Raw genomic sequence first — 17,677 nt, 5'->3', positions numbered from 1 at the left:
CCCCCTCTGACCACAGAAAACAAAAAGCCTATCCATCGGGATAGGCCTTCCATCATGCGTTACTATATACGAAATCCTTCATGACCGGCACGGCTCATGCCCGCGCTGCGGTTGAAACAGGCGCCCGCACTGCGCGATTGTCTCTCCACCGGCATCGTCACCGGGCTTACGCCTGGAGAAAGCTGATCCGCTGGACGTACCCCTATCGACCTTGCCGCATGCCCAGTACTCCCATCTACTATCCGACGCTTTTTGCGCCGAAGAGCCGATCTTTTTTTACATCCACACTTGCACCTGCAGCAACAACGCTTTTTCCTGGACTCAAGTGACATTTGAAATCTACCTCCTTCATGAGATAGTACAGTTTATGAGTTTGCAGAGACAAGCGTTACGGACATTTGCTTACTTTTTCAAGAGTTTCATTGCTGGCACTCCAAAAAAATAAAAACCCGCCGAAGCGGGTGGAAGTTTGCATTAGAGGCTCATCAAATTTCTATGCTCATGGTTCACTTTGAGCTTGCGTTTCTCGATCTCGGAAAACAGAAGGTGAATAAAATCAGCATCGAGTTCCATCTCAACAGCCTGCAAATACACATCGATTAAGTGGTCATCTCTGAGTTTGTTCATATTGCGTCCCTTCTAGTACTGTAATAACTTCCCAACTCTTACTTCTTATCATAGTACTAGTCGAGTCAAATCTCAGCACAATCCTAGTGCACTTCTCCACAAATCTATTTACAGTTTTTTGCAAGAGCTCTTCATTTCGATGCAAGCCTCTACATTTGTCGAATCTGGAGCCAACTTGCATACCTTGCATTTTGTTGTCAAAAAAAGAGAGCTCGAGTCGAACTCTCCCAATATACATTCGTCCTAGTATTTGATAAGATTATGGAAGTCTTAAGTCTCAAAACCAAGGGTCAGCGGTGTTCATAGCGGGTTTGAAATCAGGTTCGAGGAATCGTTCTCTCAATGCACGCAGCTCGGAATCGCTTAACTTAAGTGAATCCAGAAAGCTTCGATCGGCCAACTTGACTGCTGCTTCGTTAGGTCCGCAACGTTTGAATGTTTTGACTGTACCATGAAGGTTAGGTGACCACAGTTCAGCGTGCATAGAAAATCCCTCTCTCTCATTTATTGTAAACCCTCTTCTATTATACTACCGTTCGACATTTTTTGAACAGGAGAAGATGCCAGAATGCCTAGAAAACCTTACTCCGTCCTGCTAGTACTAGTACTTGTGGCCATGCAGCTTTGGTTCCTTCATCTTACATTCAGCTTTCATTCCAGGGGGATTGCTGTCGTCTATGACGGAGAAGAGTGGAAAGTGTCGCATCACGGCTACGGCGAAGCCGATATACTGTCAGATGATCGCATTCTGAGCATCGATGGGCAAACCGTGGACAACCACCCATCCGTCCTGCGCTGGAGAAAGATCGATCAAGCCCGCGAAGTCGAAATCGTGCGTGACGGCAAGCCGATGACGATTGCTTTGCCTGAATCCCCTGAGACTTTTACATACGATTTGATGCCCTATTTGGGAGAAGCGCTCAGTTTGTTTGCCATCCTATTTATTAAAAGAAACATGTCCCGCTCCTTGTCCGGCAAACACCTGATTCGAGTATTTGCCGTAGTCGGCCTCATCTTCATGAGCTTGAACGCTTCCATACGTGGCGATATTCTAGGCAAAATCATGATCGGCACATTCGTACCGCTAATGCTTGTCGTCTTCTTGCATTTTCTTTCCACCTTTTTCGAGGAAAAAGGCGGAACCCGTGCATCCAGTCGGTTAATCAAGACGCTTTACGGCCTTGTAGCAGCATCCACTCTAATTCTTCAACTATTCTGGATTCCACAACCGTGGGTCTACAACGTGTACAAGCCGATGACTCTAGCAATCGTTCTGCTCATTGCCAGCGGTCTGGTCGTCAATCTCTTCTACTTGTTCCAAATGCATTATCGCTATCGCAAGCAAAATTCACACCTGTCTACCGTTATCAAAACCGTCTGGTTCTCGCTTTTCCTATCGTTCTCGCCTTTGCTGGTCTTCTCGCTCTTGCCGGAAAGGCTAGTGGGCCATGATTGGATCGATTCCTATATTACCGGCTGGTTCGTCTTGTTCTTCCCGCTGTCGTTCACCTATCTCATCGCATCCAAGCAACTGTACGACGTCGAGCTGCTGATCCGGAGAGCCTTGCTGACGATGGTATTGGCCATTGCGCCGAGCATCATCATCGTGAGCATTAACGTCGTCTTTTTCAACCAAAACCTGGCGTTTCGGGAGATGCTGGTCAACTTCATAATGACCTTGGCGGTTCTCACCTACATCTTGTACTCGCTCGAGTATTTGTCCAGCAAGCTGGAGAAGGTCATGTTCCCCCGTAAATATAGCCTGCAAAACGCGCTGAAAAAAATCGCCAAGGACTTGTCTTCGATTACAAGCTTCCGAGAGCTGAGAGAAGTCGTCCTGCGAGACATTGTCTATACCCTGCAAGTATCCGGCGCCGCCATCGTGTTCAAGTACCAAGGCTCCTGGGAAATCATCAGTGAGGGCTTCGTGGACGAAGCGGAGCTGAAGACGATCGTAGAGCGTGACAATGGCAATCACCCCATCATCACATGCGTCGAAGTGACGAAAAACGAAGAATACACCAGCTATATCCTGCTCAGCCGCAAAAAATCGAATACCGCGCTTGGGCTCGAAGATCACCAGTGGTTGAACCTGATCGTTTCGTATTTGTCTGTTAGTCTCGAAAACTTGTACTTGATCCGCAAGCTGACCTCCAGGCTCGAGCAACTGGCCGCTCAGATGCCAAACCAACCGGCCGTTCAAGACTTCACTTGGTTTCGCAAAATTACATTTGAGCTGCAGGAAAAGGAACGGACGAGAATTGCCAATGACTTGCACGACACGACGATGCAGGACTTGTTCTTTTTGAAGAAAAAGCTGAACTCGCTCGCTGTCCAAAGCAAACTGCAGATCGAAGAGCAAGAGCAGATGGATAGCATCATCGATTACGTCGACATCATCAATACGAATTTGAGACAAAGCTGCTTCGAGCTGCATCCGCATTTGCTGCATGAAATCGGACTGGTGGAGACCATCTCTACCCTCGTAGAGCAAGAGTCGTATTTGAGTAATTTCACTATTGATTTCGAGAAATCATCGACGGACATTATCGAAGCCCATGACCTTGAAACAAAGCGTCATTTATTCCGGATCGTCCAAGAGCTGCTCAATAACGCGAAGAAACATTCGGAGGCATCTAGGGTAAAGCTCGGTTTGAATGTTTTCCAAGATACACTGCGCATGACATACGAGGATGACGGAATCGGATTCGATATGCAGCAAGGGAGTATCCGATTAGCTAATGCTTCTTCCGGCTTCGGCATGGAGCAATTGAAGAGCCGCGTGCTTTATCTGAACGGGCAAATGAAAATCGAAGCCGGCCCAGGGCGCGGGGTAAAAATCTGGATCTTCATTCCAATGAAAGAGGTGAGGACAGCATGAGTAAAATGATGAAGGTGCTTGTCGTGGATGATCATCCTTTGTTCGCTCAAGCTACGAAACAACTGTTGGAGCGGATCGATCGCATTGAGGTTGTCGGTGTTGCCGGCAGCGGTCAATTGTGCATAGAGGCCATTCAGACAACGAGACCAGACATCGTTTTTCTCGACTATCAGCTGCCGGACCAATTCGGCACAGAAATTGCCGCCAAAATCAAGCAGGAATTTCCACACATCCATATCGTTATTTTCACCGGGAAGGACATCAACGATCTGATGAACAACTTCCTGGAGCTACAGGTAAGCGGCATTCTTTCCAAGGAATCCAGCGAACAAACGATTATTCAACTGGTGCAATGCATCATGAACAATCACACTATGATTCCGCTGTCGCTTTTCTATCAACTAAGAAGAGTGTCCAAAAAACCAACGGTCGAAGCCATTCTGACACTAGACGAAGTGCAAATCATGTCGATGCTCGTAAAAGGGGAAACCCATGAGCAAATCGCTTCACAAATTCATATCAGCAAACGATCCGTGGACAATTACTTAAAAAAAATATATCAGAAGCTAGGGGTGCAATCTCGCATCCAGGCGATCGAGAAATTCGTCCAGAGCGATTATTACCTGCACTCCTTAAAAGGGGAGTAATACATGCAAGGAACAACCTTGTTAGAGCTGAACCGGATTGCAGACCGGTACTGGAAGGACAGTGCGTTGAATGGTTTACTAAGGGCCTGTTTTATCCGCAAGGCGGAGGAGAAATCGATCTGGGGGGAGCTGACGACGACCGTCCACCGAATGTTCAGAGGCGATCACCCGAATATCGCAACAATCGCTGCGATTTCCGAATTGTTGCTGCTAGCACTGGACGTAGCCGATGATTTGCAGGATGAAGACAATCCTGAAGTCCCTTGGATGCAATGCCCGCGTCCCTACGCACTTAACGCTGTGCTGGCGCTCATATTCGGGGCGGTCGGAGAGCTGGACCGATGCTCGCAGCGGACGGAAGCTCACAACGAGACAACGCCCCACATCCACTTAGAAACCGTAAGCGCCCTGATTGCGGACGCCATCCGCGGCCAGCAGACGGACCTGATGAATGAGATTCAGACGGAAGAGCAGTATATCGAGATGATTCGTCTGAAGTCGGGTTCGCTTGTGAAGCTGGCGTGTTACTTGGGCTATCGGTCAGCTGGGGTAGCGGACCCGGGGGTGACTGATCGGATCGACGAGCTCGCCGTCTCGATCGGCATGTATAGTCAAATTCGCAACGACGCCCGAGACATCGTCAGGTGGGATCAGAAAAACGACCTGTTGAAAAAGAAAAAAACGCTGCCGGTGCTGTTCCTGCTCGCCGATACGGAGGATACCTTCTCCCCATTCCGCCTCTACTACGAGGGACAGCTAACGCTGGACCAGCTGCTAGCGTTGAAGCAGGATTGTATGACCTATATCGAACAATCGGGCTGTATCGAATATTGTAAGATTATCCAAAGCCTGTACCGCAATCGAGCGCACGAACTAATAGACGAACTGGAGGCGGATTCCGAATGGAAAGCCCGTTTCCGAGCATTGACCATAGTCCAGCCTCCCCTACTCCTCTAACGATGGAATGAAATAAGTTGATGCCTTCCACCACCTCAAGCCTACAACGCCTCTAATTTAGCACGAAGCCACTCCGTTTCCAGGTTCTCGCCAATAAAGACCGCGACATCAGGCACTTCCCGCTGCGGCATAATTTTCAGAAAATCAAGCTGTCGATACGCATATTGAAACATGAATCGCGAGGTCGTATCCACGAAAGTCAAAATCCCTTTAGCCCGATATACTTCAGCTGGCATTTCGCTCATGAACGCTTCGAACGCCTCGCTGTCGACCGGCCGAGTCATGTAATGCGTGTACACCATCACATGACTATGGCTTTCGTTCAATACACGAAATTTCGGTTTAGCTGTGTCCTCGTCTTCACTAGTCAAAATCGCTCTTGTACCGTTCAATCCCCAGATGAGCGCCGGATCCAACTCGCAGCGGATCGTCTCCTTCACGGATGTGTGCGTGTTCCACTCGCCGATTAACGAGCGGATCCGGTCGAGCTTCTCCTCGGACACAAGATCGATTTTGTTCAAAACGATTAAGGAAGCGGCCCGCAGCTGATCCTTCAGCAGCCGGTACGTTTTTCCTTTGCCCTCCGCCGCCTTCTCAAGCTGCTCGCTAAGAAATGCGCTGTCCATGACGGTTACAACACCGCGAACATCCATGCGGAACAGCAAGGAGGCTTCCGTTACCCCTTCCAGCAGCTCCATTGGATTCGCCACGCCGGAGCATTCCACGAAGATCACATCCGGTTGATGCTCATCCGACAGTCGCAGCAGCTCCATACCCAGATCGCCGCTGACCGTGCAGCAAATACAGCCGCTGAGCAGCTCCTTCATCGGTATATCGGAATCGACTGCTAGTCCGTCCAGGTTGACGTCGCCGACTTCGTTCATCAGGACGGCTGCTTTTTTACCGACTCGCTGCACATCCTCCAGCAATCGGGCGAGCAGCGTCGTCTTACCGCTCCCCAAGAAGCCGGCCAAAATGTAAACCGGGATCGGTTGAACAGGCGATATTTCGCTATTTTGCATATTATTTTGTATCATAACAGCATCGAACTCCTTGCTCGAATAGTATGCCACTAGTTGGTACGATTAACTACACCCCGGGGTGGAACGCTAAGCTTAGTAAAGGAGGTGGCCGAGTTGGACCGTGAAGAAATTCGCGCGATGGAACCGAAGTATACGGGGAATACGCGCCATTTGACCGAAGGGGAAGCCGAAGAAATCAAGCATACCGACCCCACCTACGGCGACGATGCGGAAAGTTTGTTGGAGCATATCCCGCCCGTCTTGTTCCTTGGAGCGAATCGCCTGCAATAAGCATCCATCGGAAAAGAACGAACCCTCCCGGCTAGCGGAAGGGTTCTTCGGCGTTCCAGCGCATGAGCTCAATTCGCACCTGGATCGTGTTTGCCAAGCAGCTGAGTGAGCTCTTTCATGAACATGTTGATGTCCTTGAATTGGCGATAGACGGACGCGAACCGGACGAAGGCGATCTCATCCACCGGATGCAGCTGCTCCATAACCAGCTCGCCGATATCGCGGCTTGCAACTTCGGCATGCGCATGGCTTCGCAGCTCCTTCTCCACCTCGGCGACGATCGACTCCAGCTGCTCCATGGAAACCGGACGTTTCTCGCACGCCCGAATAAGGCCTCGCAACAGCTTGTCCCGGCTGAATTCCTCCCGGCTGCCGTCTTTTTTGATGACGATCAGCGGCGTCTCTTCAATCATCTCGAAGGTGGTGAACCGTCTTTGGCATTTGTCGCATTCCCGGCGCCTGCGAATCGATCGATTCTCGTTGGCCGGTCTGGAATCCAGCACTTTCGTACCGGCATTGTCGCAATACGGGCACTTCATCGGGGGTTACCTCCTGGCGGGTCAAACGTTATTTTCCATTCGGGAGCGAGCATGTTCCTCGCAGCGCGACGCATACTAGATGTACAAGCGACAGGGGAGGTGAACAACGATGGCATCGAGCAACACGCCTGCAGTTCCAAACGCTAAACAATCCTTGAATCAATTGAAATACGAGGTGGCTCAAGAGCTAGGGATTTCGTTATCTCAAGATGGCTACTATGGCAACATGGCGACCCGCGAAACGGGATCGATCGGCGGTCATATCACTCGCCGCCTGGTCCAGATCGGGGAACAACAACTAGCCGGCCAATAATCGAACTGATTTTTTTCCTAAGCGTCGGGCATCCGCCTCTACAGCGGCTGCGCGGCGCTTTTTATTATTTCACGGGAGAAGCTAAGGCCAACTCTTCTTGGTACAGCTTAGAGTATTTATCATGGAAATACATGACGCGCTGCACGTAGTGGCGGGTCTCGCCGAACGGAACGGTGTCGATATTGCGGACCGTGCCGTCCCATGTGCCGTTCTGCAGCCATTTGCGCACATTGCCGGGACCGGCATTGTAAGCTGCGAGCACGGTCGTTAAGGTCCCATCAAATTGATTATACAACGAATTCAAGTACCAGGCACCTACTTCAATATTCACATCCGCCCGATCCAACGAGCTGATCGTCCGATCGGAATAATCGGCGGTTTCCACGATCCATTGCGCCGTATCCGGCATCAATTGCATCAAGCCGATCGCGCCTTTCTTCGACTTTTTCTCCGGATTGAAATTCGTCTCCACCCGAATAATCGCCGCAATCAAGAAAGGATCGATATTATAATTGGCCGCGCTCACCCGAATATCCGACTCATATCGGATCGGGTACATGATACGGCCCAATAGCTTTGTATTGTAGAAGAGCAGGACAATGAAGAGCAGAAGCAGCAGGGCGAAAACCCGTTTCTTCCGGAATACCCTCATTCCAGTCCCCTTTCTTGCCAGAACTTGTCCACTTGCAGAGCCGTCTGCGCTATGGTCCCGCTATTGTCGATCACAAAGTCGGCGAGCGCTCTCTTGTCTTCGATCGGCATTTGTGCCGCAATGCGCTTACGGGCCTGCTCCTCGCTGATGCCGTCGCGCTGCATAAGCCGTTCCAGCTGGAGCGGCTCCGGTATGTAGACGAGCAGCACATGCTCGAACATGTGGGCGAGATCGGACTCGTACAGCAGCGGAACGTCGACCACGACGAGCTTGTCCGGCTGTTCTCGCTCGAAGGCAGCCATCCGCTCCCTCATCCGCGCCCGAATCGGAGGATGCAAGAGCGCCTCCAGATCCTTGCGCGCCTTCTCGTCGCCAAAGATCAGTTCTCCCAAACGCTTCCGATGCAAGCTGCCGTCCTCGAGCAGCACCTCTCGGCCGAAGCGCTCAGCTACTTGAACTAGCACCGGGCTCCCCGGCTCAACAACCTCCCGAGCGATCCGGTCGGCGTCTACTAAGTTGGCCCCACGCTCGACCAGCATCGCAGAGACGGTGCTTTTGCCGCAGGCGATGCCGCCCGTCAATCCGATATTCAAGGCGCACCCTCCTTTCCAAACTACAACAGCTTCATAAGTCCCATTACAATAAGTAAAAATCCGGGTAAAAACGAAAGCTTCTTCATCCAAGACCGGTTCGCGTAAAAAATGCCGAGCCGCAGGCCGGTCGCAATAAAAAATCCGCTGGAACAAGCTATGACGAACGCCGTCAAAAAAGAACTGAACCCTAGAAAGGCTGCGCCGATTCCGGCTCCGAATGCGTCCAACGACAAGGCGATGCCGAGCAGCACCGCTTCCGACGACGAAATGACGCCTGACTGGTCCACGTCAGCGAGAGATGGCTTGCGGAGAATCTGAATGACGAGGCCTAGCTGCTTCCACTCGATCACGATGACCGTTCTCAGATCGGCGGATGCCGCAGGTGCGTCTCCCAACGGGGCTAGTTCTTCATTAACCTCCGATTGCTTAGAAGCGGAAGTCTCACTCGGTTCATCGGCGCCTTTATTGCGAAACATCTGCATAAGCGCCCACAAGCCTACGGCTATGAGAATCAAGGCGCCGATGACGGTAGCCAGACGAGGGCTCAGAAACTGCGACAAATAGGAGCCGAGCTGCATCGCTACCCAAAAGATTAATCCCGAGCATCCCGAAATAATCGCTATGGACATCAAGGGGATGCGAATGCGGCGAAGGCCGTACGTAATCCCAACACCGAAACCGTCCAGACTTACGGCCAAGGCAAGCAAAATCAAAGAAACAACTGGCAGCATAACGAAACGTCTCCTCCCCTTCTTGGCTCCTACCCACTATATGGCGGAGGGACGGTTTGCGTGCTATTGTTTTTTGCTGGCCGCAGCAGGGCGTAGACCTCGACTGCCGAGCTTTTGGCATGATGGACAATAATGTGTGCCTCGGCCGCCGACTACCGTCTTCACGATCGGCTCGTCGCACCGCCTGCACGGTTTCCCGGTCTGACCATAGGCGTGCAGCGACTGCTGGAACATCCCCATCTCGCCTTGTCCGTTGACATAGGACTTTATCGAGGAACCCCCGGCGTCGACCGCCTCCTGAAGCACCGCCACGATCGCTTCATGCAGCGCATTCAGCTCGGCACGGCTGAGCGTATCGGCTGTGCGCTCCGGGTGAATCCCGGCCCGGTGCAACGCTTCATCGACATAGATGTTGCCGAGTCCGGTCACGATCTCTTGATTCAGCAGCAGCGGCTTGATCTTCGTTGTGCGCGAGCCGATAAGCTTCCGCAACAGCTCGGGCGTAAATGCCTCGTCAAGGGGCTCCTGACCGAGTTTGTTCAACGGAGGAAGCGACAAATCGTCTCCAGGCACATACAAGTGCATCGTGCCGAACTGGCGCACATCCTTGTAGCGCAATTCGGTTCCGTCGTCGAAGCGGAACACGACATGGGTGTGCTTTTCCAGCGGCTCTTCCACTGCATAAACGCCATATCGGCCTTCCATTCTCAAATGGGAGACGAGCACTAGATCATCCAGCAGCAGACGAAGAAACTTGCCTCTTCGCTCCACGCCCTGAATCGTGTGTCCCGCAAGCATGAATTCAAACTGCGCTATATCATCAGGCCGTTGTATGATGCGGGGCAAATGCACTTTAACGGATTCGATCCGTTTGCCGGCCACAAGCGCGTGCAGCGTGCGCCGGACGGTCTCTACCTCTGGCAGCTCAGGCATTGTGAGCCAGCCTCCTTCCTGTGACGTCTCTTATTTCGCTTCGTACCAGTTGAGTCCGTAATTGACGTCGACCTTAAGCGGCACGTCGAGCGGGAGCGCATTCTCCATCACATCGGGGACAAGCTTCTTCATCAGCTCCAGCTCGCTCTTCGGCACCTCGAACACCAATTCGTCGTGTACCTGCAGCAGCATGCGGCTCTTCACGCCTTCCGTCTGCATCCGTTTAGACAGCTGCACCATAGCGAGCTTGATGATATCGGCGGCCGTGCCCTGAATCGGCGTATTCATTGCGGTCCGCTCCGCGAACGAGCGCAGATTGAAATTGGAGGCGTTGATATCGTTCAGGTAGCGGCGGCGCTGCAGCAGCGTCGTCACGTAGCCGTTCGTGCGGGCTTGTTTGACGATATCGTCCATATAATGGCGTACGCCCTGGAATATGGCAAAATATTGCTCGATGAATTGAGCCGCATCCTTCCGCGTTATGCTCAAGTTCTGGGACAAGCCATAATCGCTGATCCCGTACACGATGCCGAAGTTGACCGCCTTCGCCTGCCGGCGCATGTTCGAGTCGACGGCCGACTCGCTCACGCCGAACACGTCCATCGCTGTTTTCGTGTGGATATCCATATTGTTCTGGAACGCCTCGATGAGCTTCGCGTCCTTCGAAATATGAGCCAGCACGCGCAGCTCAATCTGCGAGTAATCGGCCGCGAGCATATACCAGCCCGGCTCCGAAGGGACGAATACTTTGCGGATTTTGCGGCCCTCCTCCAGCCGGATCGGAATGTTCTGCAGGTTCGGGAACTGGCTGCTCAGACGGCCTGTTGCAGCGATCGTCTGCTGGTAATACGTATGCACCTTGCCGGTCTCCGGCCGAATTTCCTTCAGCAGACCCTCTACATAGGTCGATTGCAGCTTGGCCAGCTGGCGGTAATTCAAGATGTTGTCCACGATGCCCGAGTAAGGAGCCAGCCTCTCCAGTACCTCGGCATCGGTGGAATAACCGGTTTTCGTCTTCTTGACGACGGGCAGCCCGAGCTTCTCGAACAGAACGTCTCCGAGCTGCTTCGTCGAATTGATGTTGAACTCGACGCCGGACTGCGCGTAAATCCCGCTGACCAGCTTCTCGATCGCGCTTCCCAGCTCGGCGCCGAGCTTCAGCAAGCCGTCGCCGTCGACGACGATGCCGGTCTTCTCCATCCCGGCGAGCACGGCGGCAAGCGGCTTCTCGAGCTCGTAGTAGAGCACATGCATCTCGCCCTTCTCCAGCTCCGCGCGCAGCACCGGCACGAGCCGTTCCAGCACGGACGCCTTGCGGCACAGATGCTCGCTCAGCACCGGCAGCTCGGGCAGCCGGAACTTCGCGCCCTTGCCGTAGACGTCCTCGTCCGCCTGGATCGCCGGCAGCCCGAAGCGGGCGGCCAGCGCGTTCAGCGTATGATTCGACTCGGTCGGATCGAGCAAATAGGCGGCCAGCAGGACGTCGAAGGCGACGCCCTTCAAGTCGATCCCGCTCCAGCTGAGCGCCACCTCGGTACGATGCATATCGTACACATTCTTCTTCGCTTCGGGATCGGACAGCCATTCGCGGATCGGCCTCCCCGCGTCCGAAAGCAGCAGCTCGAACGGCAAGTAGAGGCAGCCGTCCGCGCTGCGGAACGACAGCCCGACCACGTTCGCGTGATGCGGGTTGTCTCCGATCGCCTCGATGTGCAGCGATCGGGTCTCGCCCGCCGCGAGCCGAGCGGCGAAGCTCTCCAGCGCCGCTGCCTCCAGCACCTCGACGCGCAGCTCTTCCTGCGGCTCGTCCGAGCCCGCAGAGACCGGCAAGTCGAGCTTGTCCAGCAGCGACTTGAACTCCAGCTTGCGGAACATCGCCGCCAGCTTGCCGCCCTCGTAGCCGCTCCAGCCGAGCTCGTCCAAGCCGAGCTCGAGCGGCACCTCGCGGTAGATCGTCGCGAGCTCCTTGCTCATCCGCGCGCTGTCGGCATTGTCGCGCACGCGCTCCTGCAGCTTGCCGGCGAGCGTATCGACATGCTCGAGGACGCGCTCGACGCTGCCGTATTCGTGCAGCAGCTTGAGCGCCGTCTTCTCGCCGACGCCGGGAATGCCGGGTATGTTGTCGGACGCATCGCCCATCAGCCCTTTCAGATCGATGATCTGATACGGCTTCAGGCCATACGTCTCGTGAATATGCCCCGGCGTGAACCGCTCCACCTCGCTGACGCCCTTGCGGGTCAGCGCGACGGTAACATACTCGGACGACAGCTGCAGCATATCCTTGTCGCCGGTTACGACGACGACCGGGAACTGCCGCTCGTCTGCGAGCCGCGTCATCGTGCCGATAATGTCGTCGGCCTCGTAGCCTTCGATCTCGTACTGGTTGATGCCGAACGAGCGCAGCAGCTCTTTCACGAGCGGGAACTGCTCGGACAGCTCCGGCGGCGTCTTCTGCCGGCCACCCTTGTAATCCTCGTAGCCTTTATGTCGGAACGTCACCTTACCCGCGTCGAAAGCGACCAGGAAGTGGGTGGGTTTTTCTTCTTCGATGAGCTTGAGCAGCATGGTGGTGAACCCGAAGACGGCATTGGTGTGCAGTCCGGAGGAATTGCTGAGCAGCGGCAATGCAAAAAAAGCGCGGTACGCGACGCTATTGCCGTCGATAAGAATCAATTTGTTCATGACAACACCTCATCTTATACAGTCCTTGTTCCATTTTAACACAAAGAGGCGCGCCTTGCCCAAAACCGGTCACATGAGGCGGGGGCGTTCGACATATACATAGGGAAACCGACTGTGAGGGCGAGGGAACGGCAGCATGGCCAAGGAGAAAGGAAAAAATCCTACTGGTGTCCGTACGGTGTTCTTCGACATGAACAACACGATGATCGACCCGGAACGCTCATTCGAGCAATGCTTCACGAACATTTTGATCGATTTTACCGGACGCTGGGATTCGGATGACCCCGATGCGGTGCCCGAGAAAGCGGTAGCTCAATATATGGAGGAATGGAACAAACGGAAAGACAAGCTGCAAATAAGCAGGACAGGAACAACGGACAAGGAGAAGGACAAGACGCTGGAGGTGCGCAAAGCTTGCCTGAAGGCGGCGCTCAAGCATTACCCGTTCGCCGTTAACGACACCTTCGTGCAATCCTTTTTTCGCGAGCTGAAAAAACAGCAGCGCCAGCACGCCGTGCTGTTCCCCGATGCGGCGGAGACGATCCGCGAGCTCGCCAAAACATATCAGCTCGGCATTATCTCGAACGGCAGCCGTGAAGTGCAGGAGGAGATGGTCCGCCGCTTCGGTTTGTCGGAGGAACTGCCAAGAGAGCGCATCTTCACGTCGATAAAAGGAGAGTACCGCAAGCCGGACTCGGAAATTTTCAAGCAAGCGCTGAAAGAAACCGCCACTCCCGCCTCGCAAGCCGTCATGGTCGGCGACTCCTGGTCGAACGACATCGTCGGAGCGCTCAAATGCGGCATGCAAGCCGTCTGGGTCAGCCGCTCGGCAGGCAAAAAAATAACCCAACGCAAGGTTGGGAAATCGAAGGTTAGCGTGATTCGGCAATTGAAGGAGCTAAGCTCGCTGCTGCCTGCCCCGCCCCAGTAAGGGCGGCAATGGCGCCGGCAGGCGCGGATCCGGCTTCACGCAGATGGCGATAGACGGTGATGCTGCCACGATACGCCTTCGCTTGTTTTTTCAAATTGGCAGCCTCTTGCGAGATCCGTTCCGCCGTCAAATCCGCTCTCCACTCGCAGATCACAAGCGACAGCGACATGGAGACGCCCTCGGCATCCACCGGGTTGCCTTCCCGGTCCAGCACTTCGATACCGCCCAGCTCATAAAACGATAAGACACCGCTATCGAACTGACGAATCATTTCCTCGCATACCCGCATCGGCTCCTCCGCATTCGTCATGACGATGAAATCATCACCGCCGATATGGCCCACGAAGTCATAAGGGTGGCCGCATACACGACAAGCCAATTGTAGAATATCCGCTGTAAACTGAATCATCTGGTCGCCCTTATGGAAGCCGTACCGGTCGTTGAACCATTTGAAATAGTCCAGATCCGCATATATGACCGAGAACGGCTGCTGCTCGGCGAGGCGTTTGGCAAGCTCCTTCTGAATCTGCACATTCCCGGGCAGTCCGGTCAGCGGATTGGCGATCCGCGCATATTCCAGCTTCGCCTTCGTGATTGATTCCAGAATCGAGCGCACCGAAGCCGCCCCCAAATACCGACCGTCCGTCGTGATGACCACATAGTCGTACAGCTGATGAATATCGCGGGAGGTCGCCATCTGAGACACCTGCTCGATCGACATCGTCTCCTCTGCGATAAGCGGATGCGCATCCATAATCGTGCTGATCGGACGGCTCCAGTACAAGGACAAGCCGTATTGGCCGGCCAGCTGCTGGAATAGCTTGTCCCGCATCGTCAGTCCGACCGGGATGTCCCTCGACGTGATAACCGCCCCCGACACATGCACGTTCAGCTTGAAGTAGTTCGCCACCTCGCTAATATGCGTCTCCGGCGAGAATGACTGCAGCGGTACAGCCAATGAGCCGATACTCGTCGATCCCCCGAAGCTTCTCCAACGTCTCTGCCTCAGGATGGAATCCGCCAGCAGACGATCGATCGGCATCATCTCGGGGGAAGGTCTCGCGATCAAGTAGCCTTGCCCGTAGTGGACCCCCATCTGAATGAGCTTCGTCAGCTCCTCGAGCTTCTCGATCCCTTCGGCGATAATGCGAATGTTCATTTTCTCGGCGAACGAGACGAAGGTTTCCAATATGTATTCTTTAATTTTATCGGTATGTATGTCCTGAATGAGCGAACGATCGACCTTGATAAAATCGGGTTGCAGCTCCGCAATCGCCTGCAGCGACGAATAGCCGGCACCGGCATCGTCGATGGCGATTTGGTAGCCTTGGCTGCGATAATGCTGGAGCAGCTTCTTGGTCGTGGAGAAATCCTCGATCGAGCTGCGCTCGGTAATCTCGAACACGACGTTGTGCGGCTTCAGCCCCCGTTTCTCAAGCAGCTTGAGTGTCTGCCCAGGCGTAAACTGCGGATCGTGTATCACATGCGCGGGAATGTTGATGAACACGCGCTCGGACGGATCCAGCCCCGAGCAGCCTGAGACCGCCTTCTCGCGAGCGAGCCGGTCCAGCATGTAGAGCATGTTCTCCTGCTCCGCGAACTGGAATAGCCGGATAGGAGAGTGGAAGACGGAGCCTTCCGGCCCCCTTGTCAACGCCTCATAGCCGAAAATTTGCGCATCTTCGAGCGAAACGATCGGCTGGTAGACCGATCGAATCCGCTCTCGCTCCATAATCGCAAGAAACTCCGCGGCTTCCGCATTCGACCCGACCGTCTCCTGTCGGCGCGCTTCCCGAATCGCTTGCTTTACGGCCATATAGATCATCTTGTCGATGTCCGTTGGGGCGGCCGCCTTCGCTCTGCCACCTCCACCGCCGGAGCGGCCGCCTGGAGCTACCGCCGGCAACAGCGACATCCCCATGTGCAGCTCCATTGGCGCCAGCTCCGCCGATACGCCGGCAGCCGACATCCGAAGCAGCCGTTCCAGCTCCAGCTTCACACGCGAGCCGAGCTCGAGCAGCTCCTTGCGCTGCAGCTCCTCGGACTGCTTCAGCTTCAGCGCAATGAAGAAGTAGAAGTCGTCCCCCATGTTCTTCACTTTCAAGATCGACGGGAGATCCCCTTGAAGCTGTTGGATGCAGGTCTTCATGGAAGACAGCACATGCTCGCAGTACGCTCGGCCATGCGTGTGCTCCCACTCGGAGAATCGGGCTACGTCCAAGTACAGCAGCCCGATGCGGCTTTGCCGCCAATAGGTTCCGATCCGGTCCAATTCCTGATTGTCCAAGCTAAGCATCGGCGTTCCTCGCAGTCCTCGTGTCCCTCGACAAGTATTAGGCGTTTAAATCCGGCCGTTTGCCCCGTACGAGATACACTACGCTTTCCCCGATATTCGTCGCATGATCCGCCATCCGCTCCAAGTAGCGGCTGACGAAGCAGAGCAGCAGCGATTGATTGACCGTCTTCGGATTGTCCACCATGAAGACGAACAGCTCGCGCATGATTTGGCTGTGCAGCTGATCGACCTCATCGTCCATCTTCGCCATCTTATAGGCCAGATCGACATTCTCGTTAACGTAAGAGGCGATGCTCTCGTTCGTCATCAATTGCACGATTTCCGCCATTCGGGGGATGTCGACGAGCGGCTTGATCAGCGGCTGATCGCCGATCCGGATCGTTACCTTTGCGATATCGACCGCGAGATCCGCCATACGCTCCAGATCGCTTGCCATTCGGAAGGCAATAATGATGCGGCGAAGGTCTTTGGCGACCGGCTGCTGCGTGGCGATCAAATTCGTCCCGATCTCATCGATACGCTCTTCTTGCGCGTTGATGATCGGATCTTCGGCAATCACTTCGTTAGCCAGCTCGAGATTGCCTTCCTTCAGGGATTGGACGGACAATTGTATCGCACGTTCCACTTTGCCGCCCATCTCGATCAATTCTTGGCGCAAGCCGCTCAGCGCGGCGTCGAACTGCTGTCGTTTCGTTACCATGGACAAATCTCCCCCTAATATGTCGTCTATTCAGGCATCAGCCGAAGCGGCCGGTAATGTAATCTTCCGTGCGTTGATCCGCGGGGTTGGAGAACAAGTTCACCGTCTCCGCATATTCCACGACCTCGCCGTTCAAGAAGAACGCCGTTTGTCCCGAGACGCGCGCCGCTTGCTGCATGTTGTGCGTCACGATGACGATCGTGTATTGGTCCTTCAGCTCCTGGATCAGCTCTTCGATTTTCAACGTCGATATGGGGTCCAGCGCGGAAGTCGGTTCGTCCATAAGCAGAATCGTCGGGTTTACCGCGAGCGCACGAGCAATGCAAAGCCGCTGCTGCTGCCCGCCGGACAGGCCGTAGGCCGATTTCTTCATGTAGTCCTTCACTTCGTCCCACAGCGCCGCGGAGCGCAAGCTTTTCTCAACAATGTCGTCCAGCTCGCTCTTTCTAGTGATGCCATGGATGCGAGGTCCGTAGGCGATATTGTCATAAATCGATTTCGGGAACGGATTCGGCTGCTGGAACACCATGCCGACATTTTTGCGCAGCAGCTCCACATTGACGTCCGTATCATAGATGTTCGTTCCGCTAATCGCGACTTTCCCGTTGATCCGCACGCCCTTCGTCATGTCGTTCATCCGGTTCAGCGTACGCAGCAACGTCGATTTGCCGCAGCCGGAAGGGCCGATGAAGGCGGTAATCGACTTCGGATCAATGCGCATGCCGACGTTTTTCAAGGCGTGGAATTCGCTATAGTACAAGTTCAATGACTGAATTTCGATAATCGGTCCGGCGGTTGGAGTCGTACCGGCGGTCGAAGTGGATTGCGTGTTCAACGCGGAAATCGAGATCGAAGCTGGAATGGCGATGGACATGAGAAGCG

At 54.2% G+C, this 17,677-nt stretch carries 17 protein-coding genes; 6 read left to right on the top strand and 11 right to left on the bottom strand.

The genetic code is table 11. The features are described from left to right. Positions 1 to 474 precede the first annotated feature (474 nt). On the bottom strand, positions 475 to 627 hold the full coding sequence (gene sda / locus PKO02S_RS11685; RefSeq protein WP_127582889.1) for a sporulation histidine kinase inhibitor Sda: 153 nt from the start codon (positions 625 to 627) through the stop codon (positions 475 to 477). A 568-nt stretch (positions 628 to 1,195) separates the two neighbouring features. On the opposite strand from sda, the gene PKO02S_RS11680 reads away from it, so the two are divergent. From PKO02S_RS11680 to PKO02S_RS11670, 3 genes are read left to right on the top strand one after another with little or no spacing between them, the layout of a single operon-like run. Next, the gene (locus tag PKO02S_RS11680) at positions 1,196 to 3,508 is read left to right on the top strand and encodes an ATP-binding protein (protein ID WP_127582887.1); all 2,313 of its coding nucleotides are present in this window, start codon (positions 1,196 to 1,198) and stop codon (positions 3,506 to 3,508) included. Beyond that, positions 3,505 to 4,155, top strand: coding sequence for a response regulator transcription factor (locus PKO02S_RS11675; protein ID WP_127582885.1), 651 nt, complete (start codon positions 3,505 to 3,507; stop codon positions 4,153 to 4,155). The genes PKO02S_RS11680 and PKO02S_RS11675 overlap by 4 nt, the downstream gene beginning before the upstream one ends. A gap of 3 nt (positions 4,156 to 4,158) precedes the next feature. Continuing rightward, the gene (locus PKO02S_RS11670) at positions 4,159 to 5,112 is read left to right on the top strand and encodes a polyprenyl synthetase family protein (protein WP_127582883.1); all 954 of its coding nucleotides are present in this window, start codon (positions 4,159 to 4,161) and stop codon (positions 5,110 to 5,112) included. A gap of 41 nt (positions 5,113 to 5,153) precedes the next feature. Here the strand turns inward: PKO02S_RS11670 and PKO02S_RS11665 are convergent, their stop codons facing one another. After that, entirely contained in the window at positions 5,154 to 6,149 is a 996-nt protein-coding gene (locus PKO02S_RS11665; protein WP_246066935.1) for a CobW family GTP-binding protein, read from the bottom strand. A gap of 99 nt (positions 6,150 to 6,248) precedes the next feature. Here PKO02S_RS11665 and PKO02S_RS32345 point away from each other — a divergent pair, with 99 nt between their 5' ends. Then, positions 6,249 to 6,425: a hypothetical protein gene (locus PKO02S_RS32345; RefSeq protein ID WP_164821400.1), complete on the top strand. Its 177-nt coding sequence runs from the start codon at positions 6,249 to 6,251 to the stop codon at positions 6,423 to 6,425. Positions 6,426 to 6,493: 68 nt separating this feature from the next. Here PKO02S_RS32345 and nrdR read toward each other — a convergent pair whose 3' ends face one another. Then, positions 6,494 to 6,964 carry a transcriptional regulator NrdR gene (gene nrdR, locus PKO02S_RS11660; protein ID WP_127582881.1) on the bottom strand — a complete coding sequence of 157 codons (471 nt, stop codon included), beginning with the start codon at positions 6,962 to 6,964 and terminating at the stop codon, positions 6,494 to 6,496. 109 nt (positions 6,965 to 7,073) lie between these two features. Here nrdR and PKO02S_RS11655 point away from each other — a divergent pair, with 109 nt between their 5' ends. Next, positions 7,074 to 7,277, top strand: a complete 204-nt coding sequence (locus PKO02S_RS11655) for an alpha/beta-type small acid-soluble spore protein (protein WP_127582879.1) — start codon at positions 7,074 to 7,076, stop codon at positions 7,275 to 7,277. 64 nt (positions 7,278 to 7,341) lie between these two features. On the opposite strand, the gene PKO02S_RS11650 is transcribed toward PKO02S_RS11655, so the two are convergent. The 5 genes from PKO02S_RS11650 to polA all read right to left on the bottom strand — a co-directional run bounded on the left by PKO02S_RS11650 (position 7,342) and on the right by polA (position 12,868). Next, positions 7,342 to 7,929 (bottom strand): lytic transglycosylase domain-containing protein, encoded by a 588-nt coding sequence (locus PKO02S_RS11650; protein ID WP_127582877.1) that lies wholly within the window; start codon positions 7,927 to 7,929, stop codon positions 7,342 to 7,344. Beyond that, positions 7,926 to 8,522, bottom strand: coding sequence for a dephospho-CoA kinase (coaE, locus tag PKO02S_RS11645; protein WP_127582875.1), 597 nt, complete (start codon positions 8,520 to 8,522; stop codon positions 7,926 to 7,928). Before coaE ends, PKO02S_RS11650 begins: the two co-directional genes overlap by 4 nt. A gap of 20 nt (positions 8,523 to 8,542) precedes the next feature. After that, positions 8,543 to 9,253, bottom strand: coding sequence for a sporulation membrane protein YtaF (ytaF, locus tag PKO02S_RS11640; RefSeq protein WP_127582873.1), 711 nt, complete (start codon positions 9,251 to 9,253; stop codon positions 8,543 to 8,545). 63 nt (positions 9,254 to 9,316) lie between these two features. After that, a complete protein-coding gene (gene mutM, locus PKO02S_RS11635) occupies positions 9,317 to 10,186 on the bottom strand; it encodes a DNA-formamidopyrimidine glycosylase (protein WP_127582871.1) in 870 nt (289 codons plus the stop codon). A 30-nt stretch (positions 10,187 to 10,216) separates the two neighbouring features. Continuing rightward, positions 10,217 to 12,868, bottom strand: a complete 2,652-nt coding sequence (gene polA / locus PKO02S_RS11630; RefSeq protein WP_127582869.1) for a DNA polymerase I — start codon at positions 12,866 to 12,868, stop codon at positions 10,217 to 10,219. A gap of 136 nt (positions 12,869 to 13,004) precedes the next feature. Between polA and PKO02S_RS11625 the strand changes: the two genes are divergently transcribed. After that, positions 13,005 to 13,799 (top strand): HAD family hydrolase, encoded by a 795-nt coding sequence (locus tag PKO02S_RS11625; protein WP_127582867.1) that lies wholly within the window; start codon positions 13,005 to 13,007, stop codon positions 13,797 to 13,799. Here the strand turns inward: PKO02S_RS11625 and PKO02S_RS11620 are convergent. Genes PKO02S_RS11620 through pstB form a run of 3 tightly spaced genes read right to left on the bottom strand, consistent with a single transcriptional unit; the run spans position 13,741 to position 17,669 of the window. Then, positions 13,741 to 16,095 carry a bifunctional diguanylate cyclase/phosphodiesterase gene (locus tag PKO02S_RS11620; RefSeq protein ID WP_127582862.1) on the bottom strand — a complete coding sequence of 785 codons (2,355 nt, stop codon included), beginning with the start codon at positions 16,093 to 16,095 and terminating at the stop codon, positions 13,741 to 13,743. The two genes, PKO02S_RS11625 and PKO02S_RS11620, sit on opposite strands and share 59 nt — an antisense overlap. Positions 16,096 to 16,132: 37 nt before the next feature. Then, positions 16,133 to 16,795: a phosphate signaling complex protein PhoU gene (gene phoU, locus PKO02S_RS11615; RefSeq protein ID WP_127582860.1), complete on the bottom strand. Its 663-nt coding sequence runs from the start codon at positions 16,793 to 16,795 to the stop codon at positions 16,133 to 16,135. A gap of 37 nt (positions 16,796 to 16,832) precedes the next feature. After that, positions 16,833 to 17,669, bottom strand: coding sequence for a phosphate ABC transporter ATP-binding protein PstB (gene pstB / locus PKO02S_RS11610; protein ID WP_127582858.1), 837 nt, complete (start codon positions 17,667 to 17,669; stop codon positions 16,833 to 16,835). Positions 17,670 to 17,677 lie beyond the last annotated feature (8 nt).

The sequence above is a fragment of the Paenibacillus koleovorans NBRC 103111 genome (genome assembly GCF_004000845.1).
Lineage (GTDB): Bacteria > Bacillota > Bacilli > Paenibacillales > NBRC-103111 > Paenibacillus_AA > Paenibacillus_AA koleovorans.
This window is presented reverse-complemented; position numbering and strand designations above follow the sequence as displayed.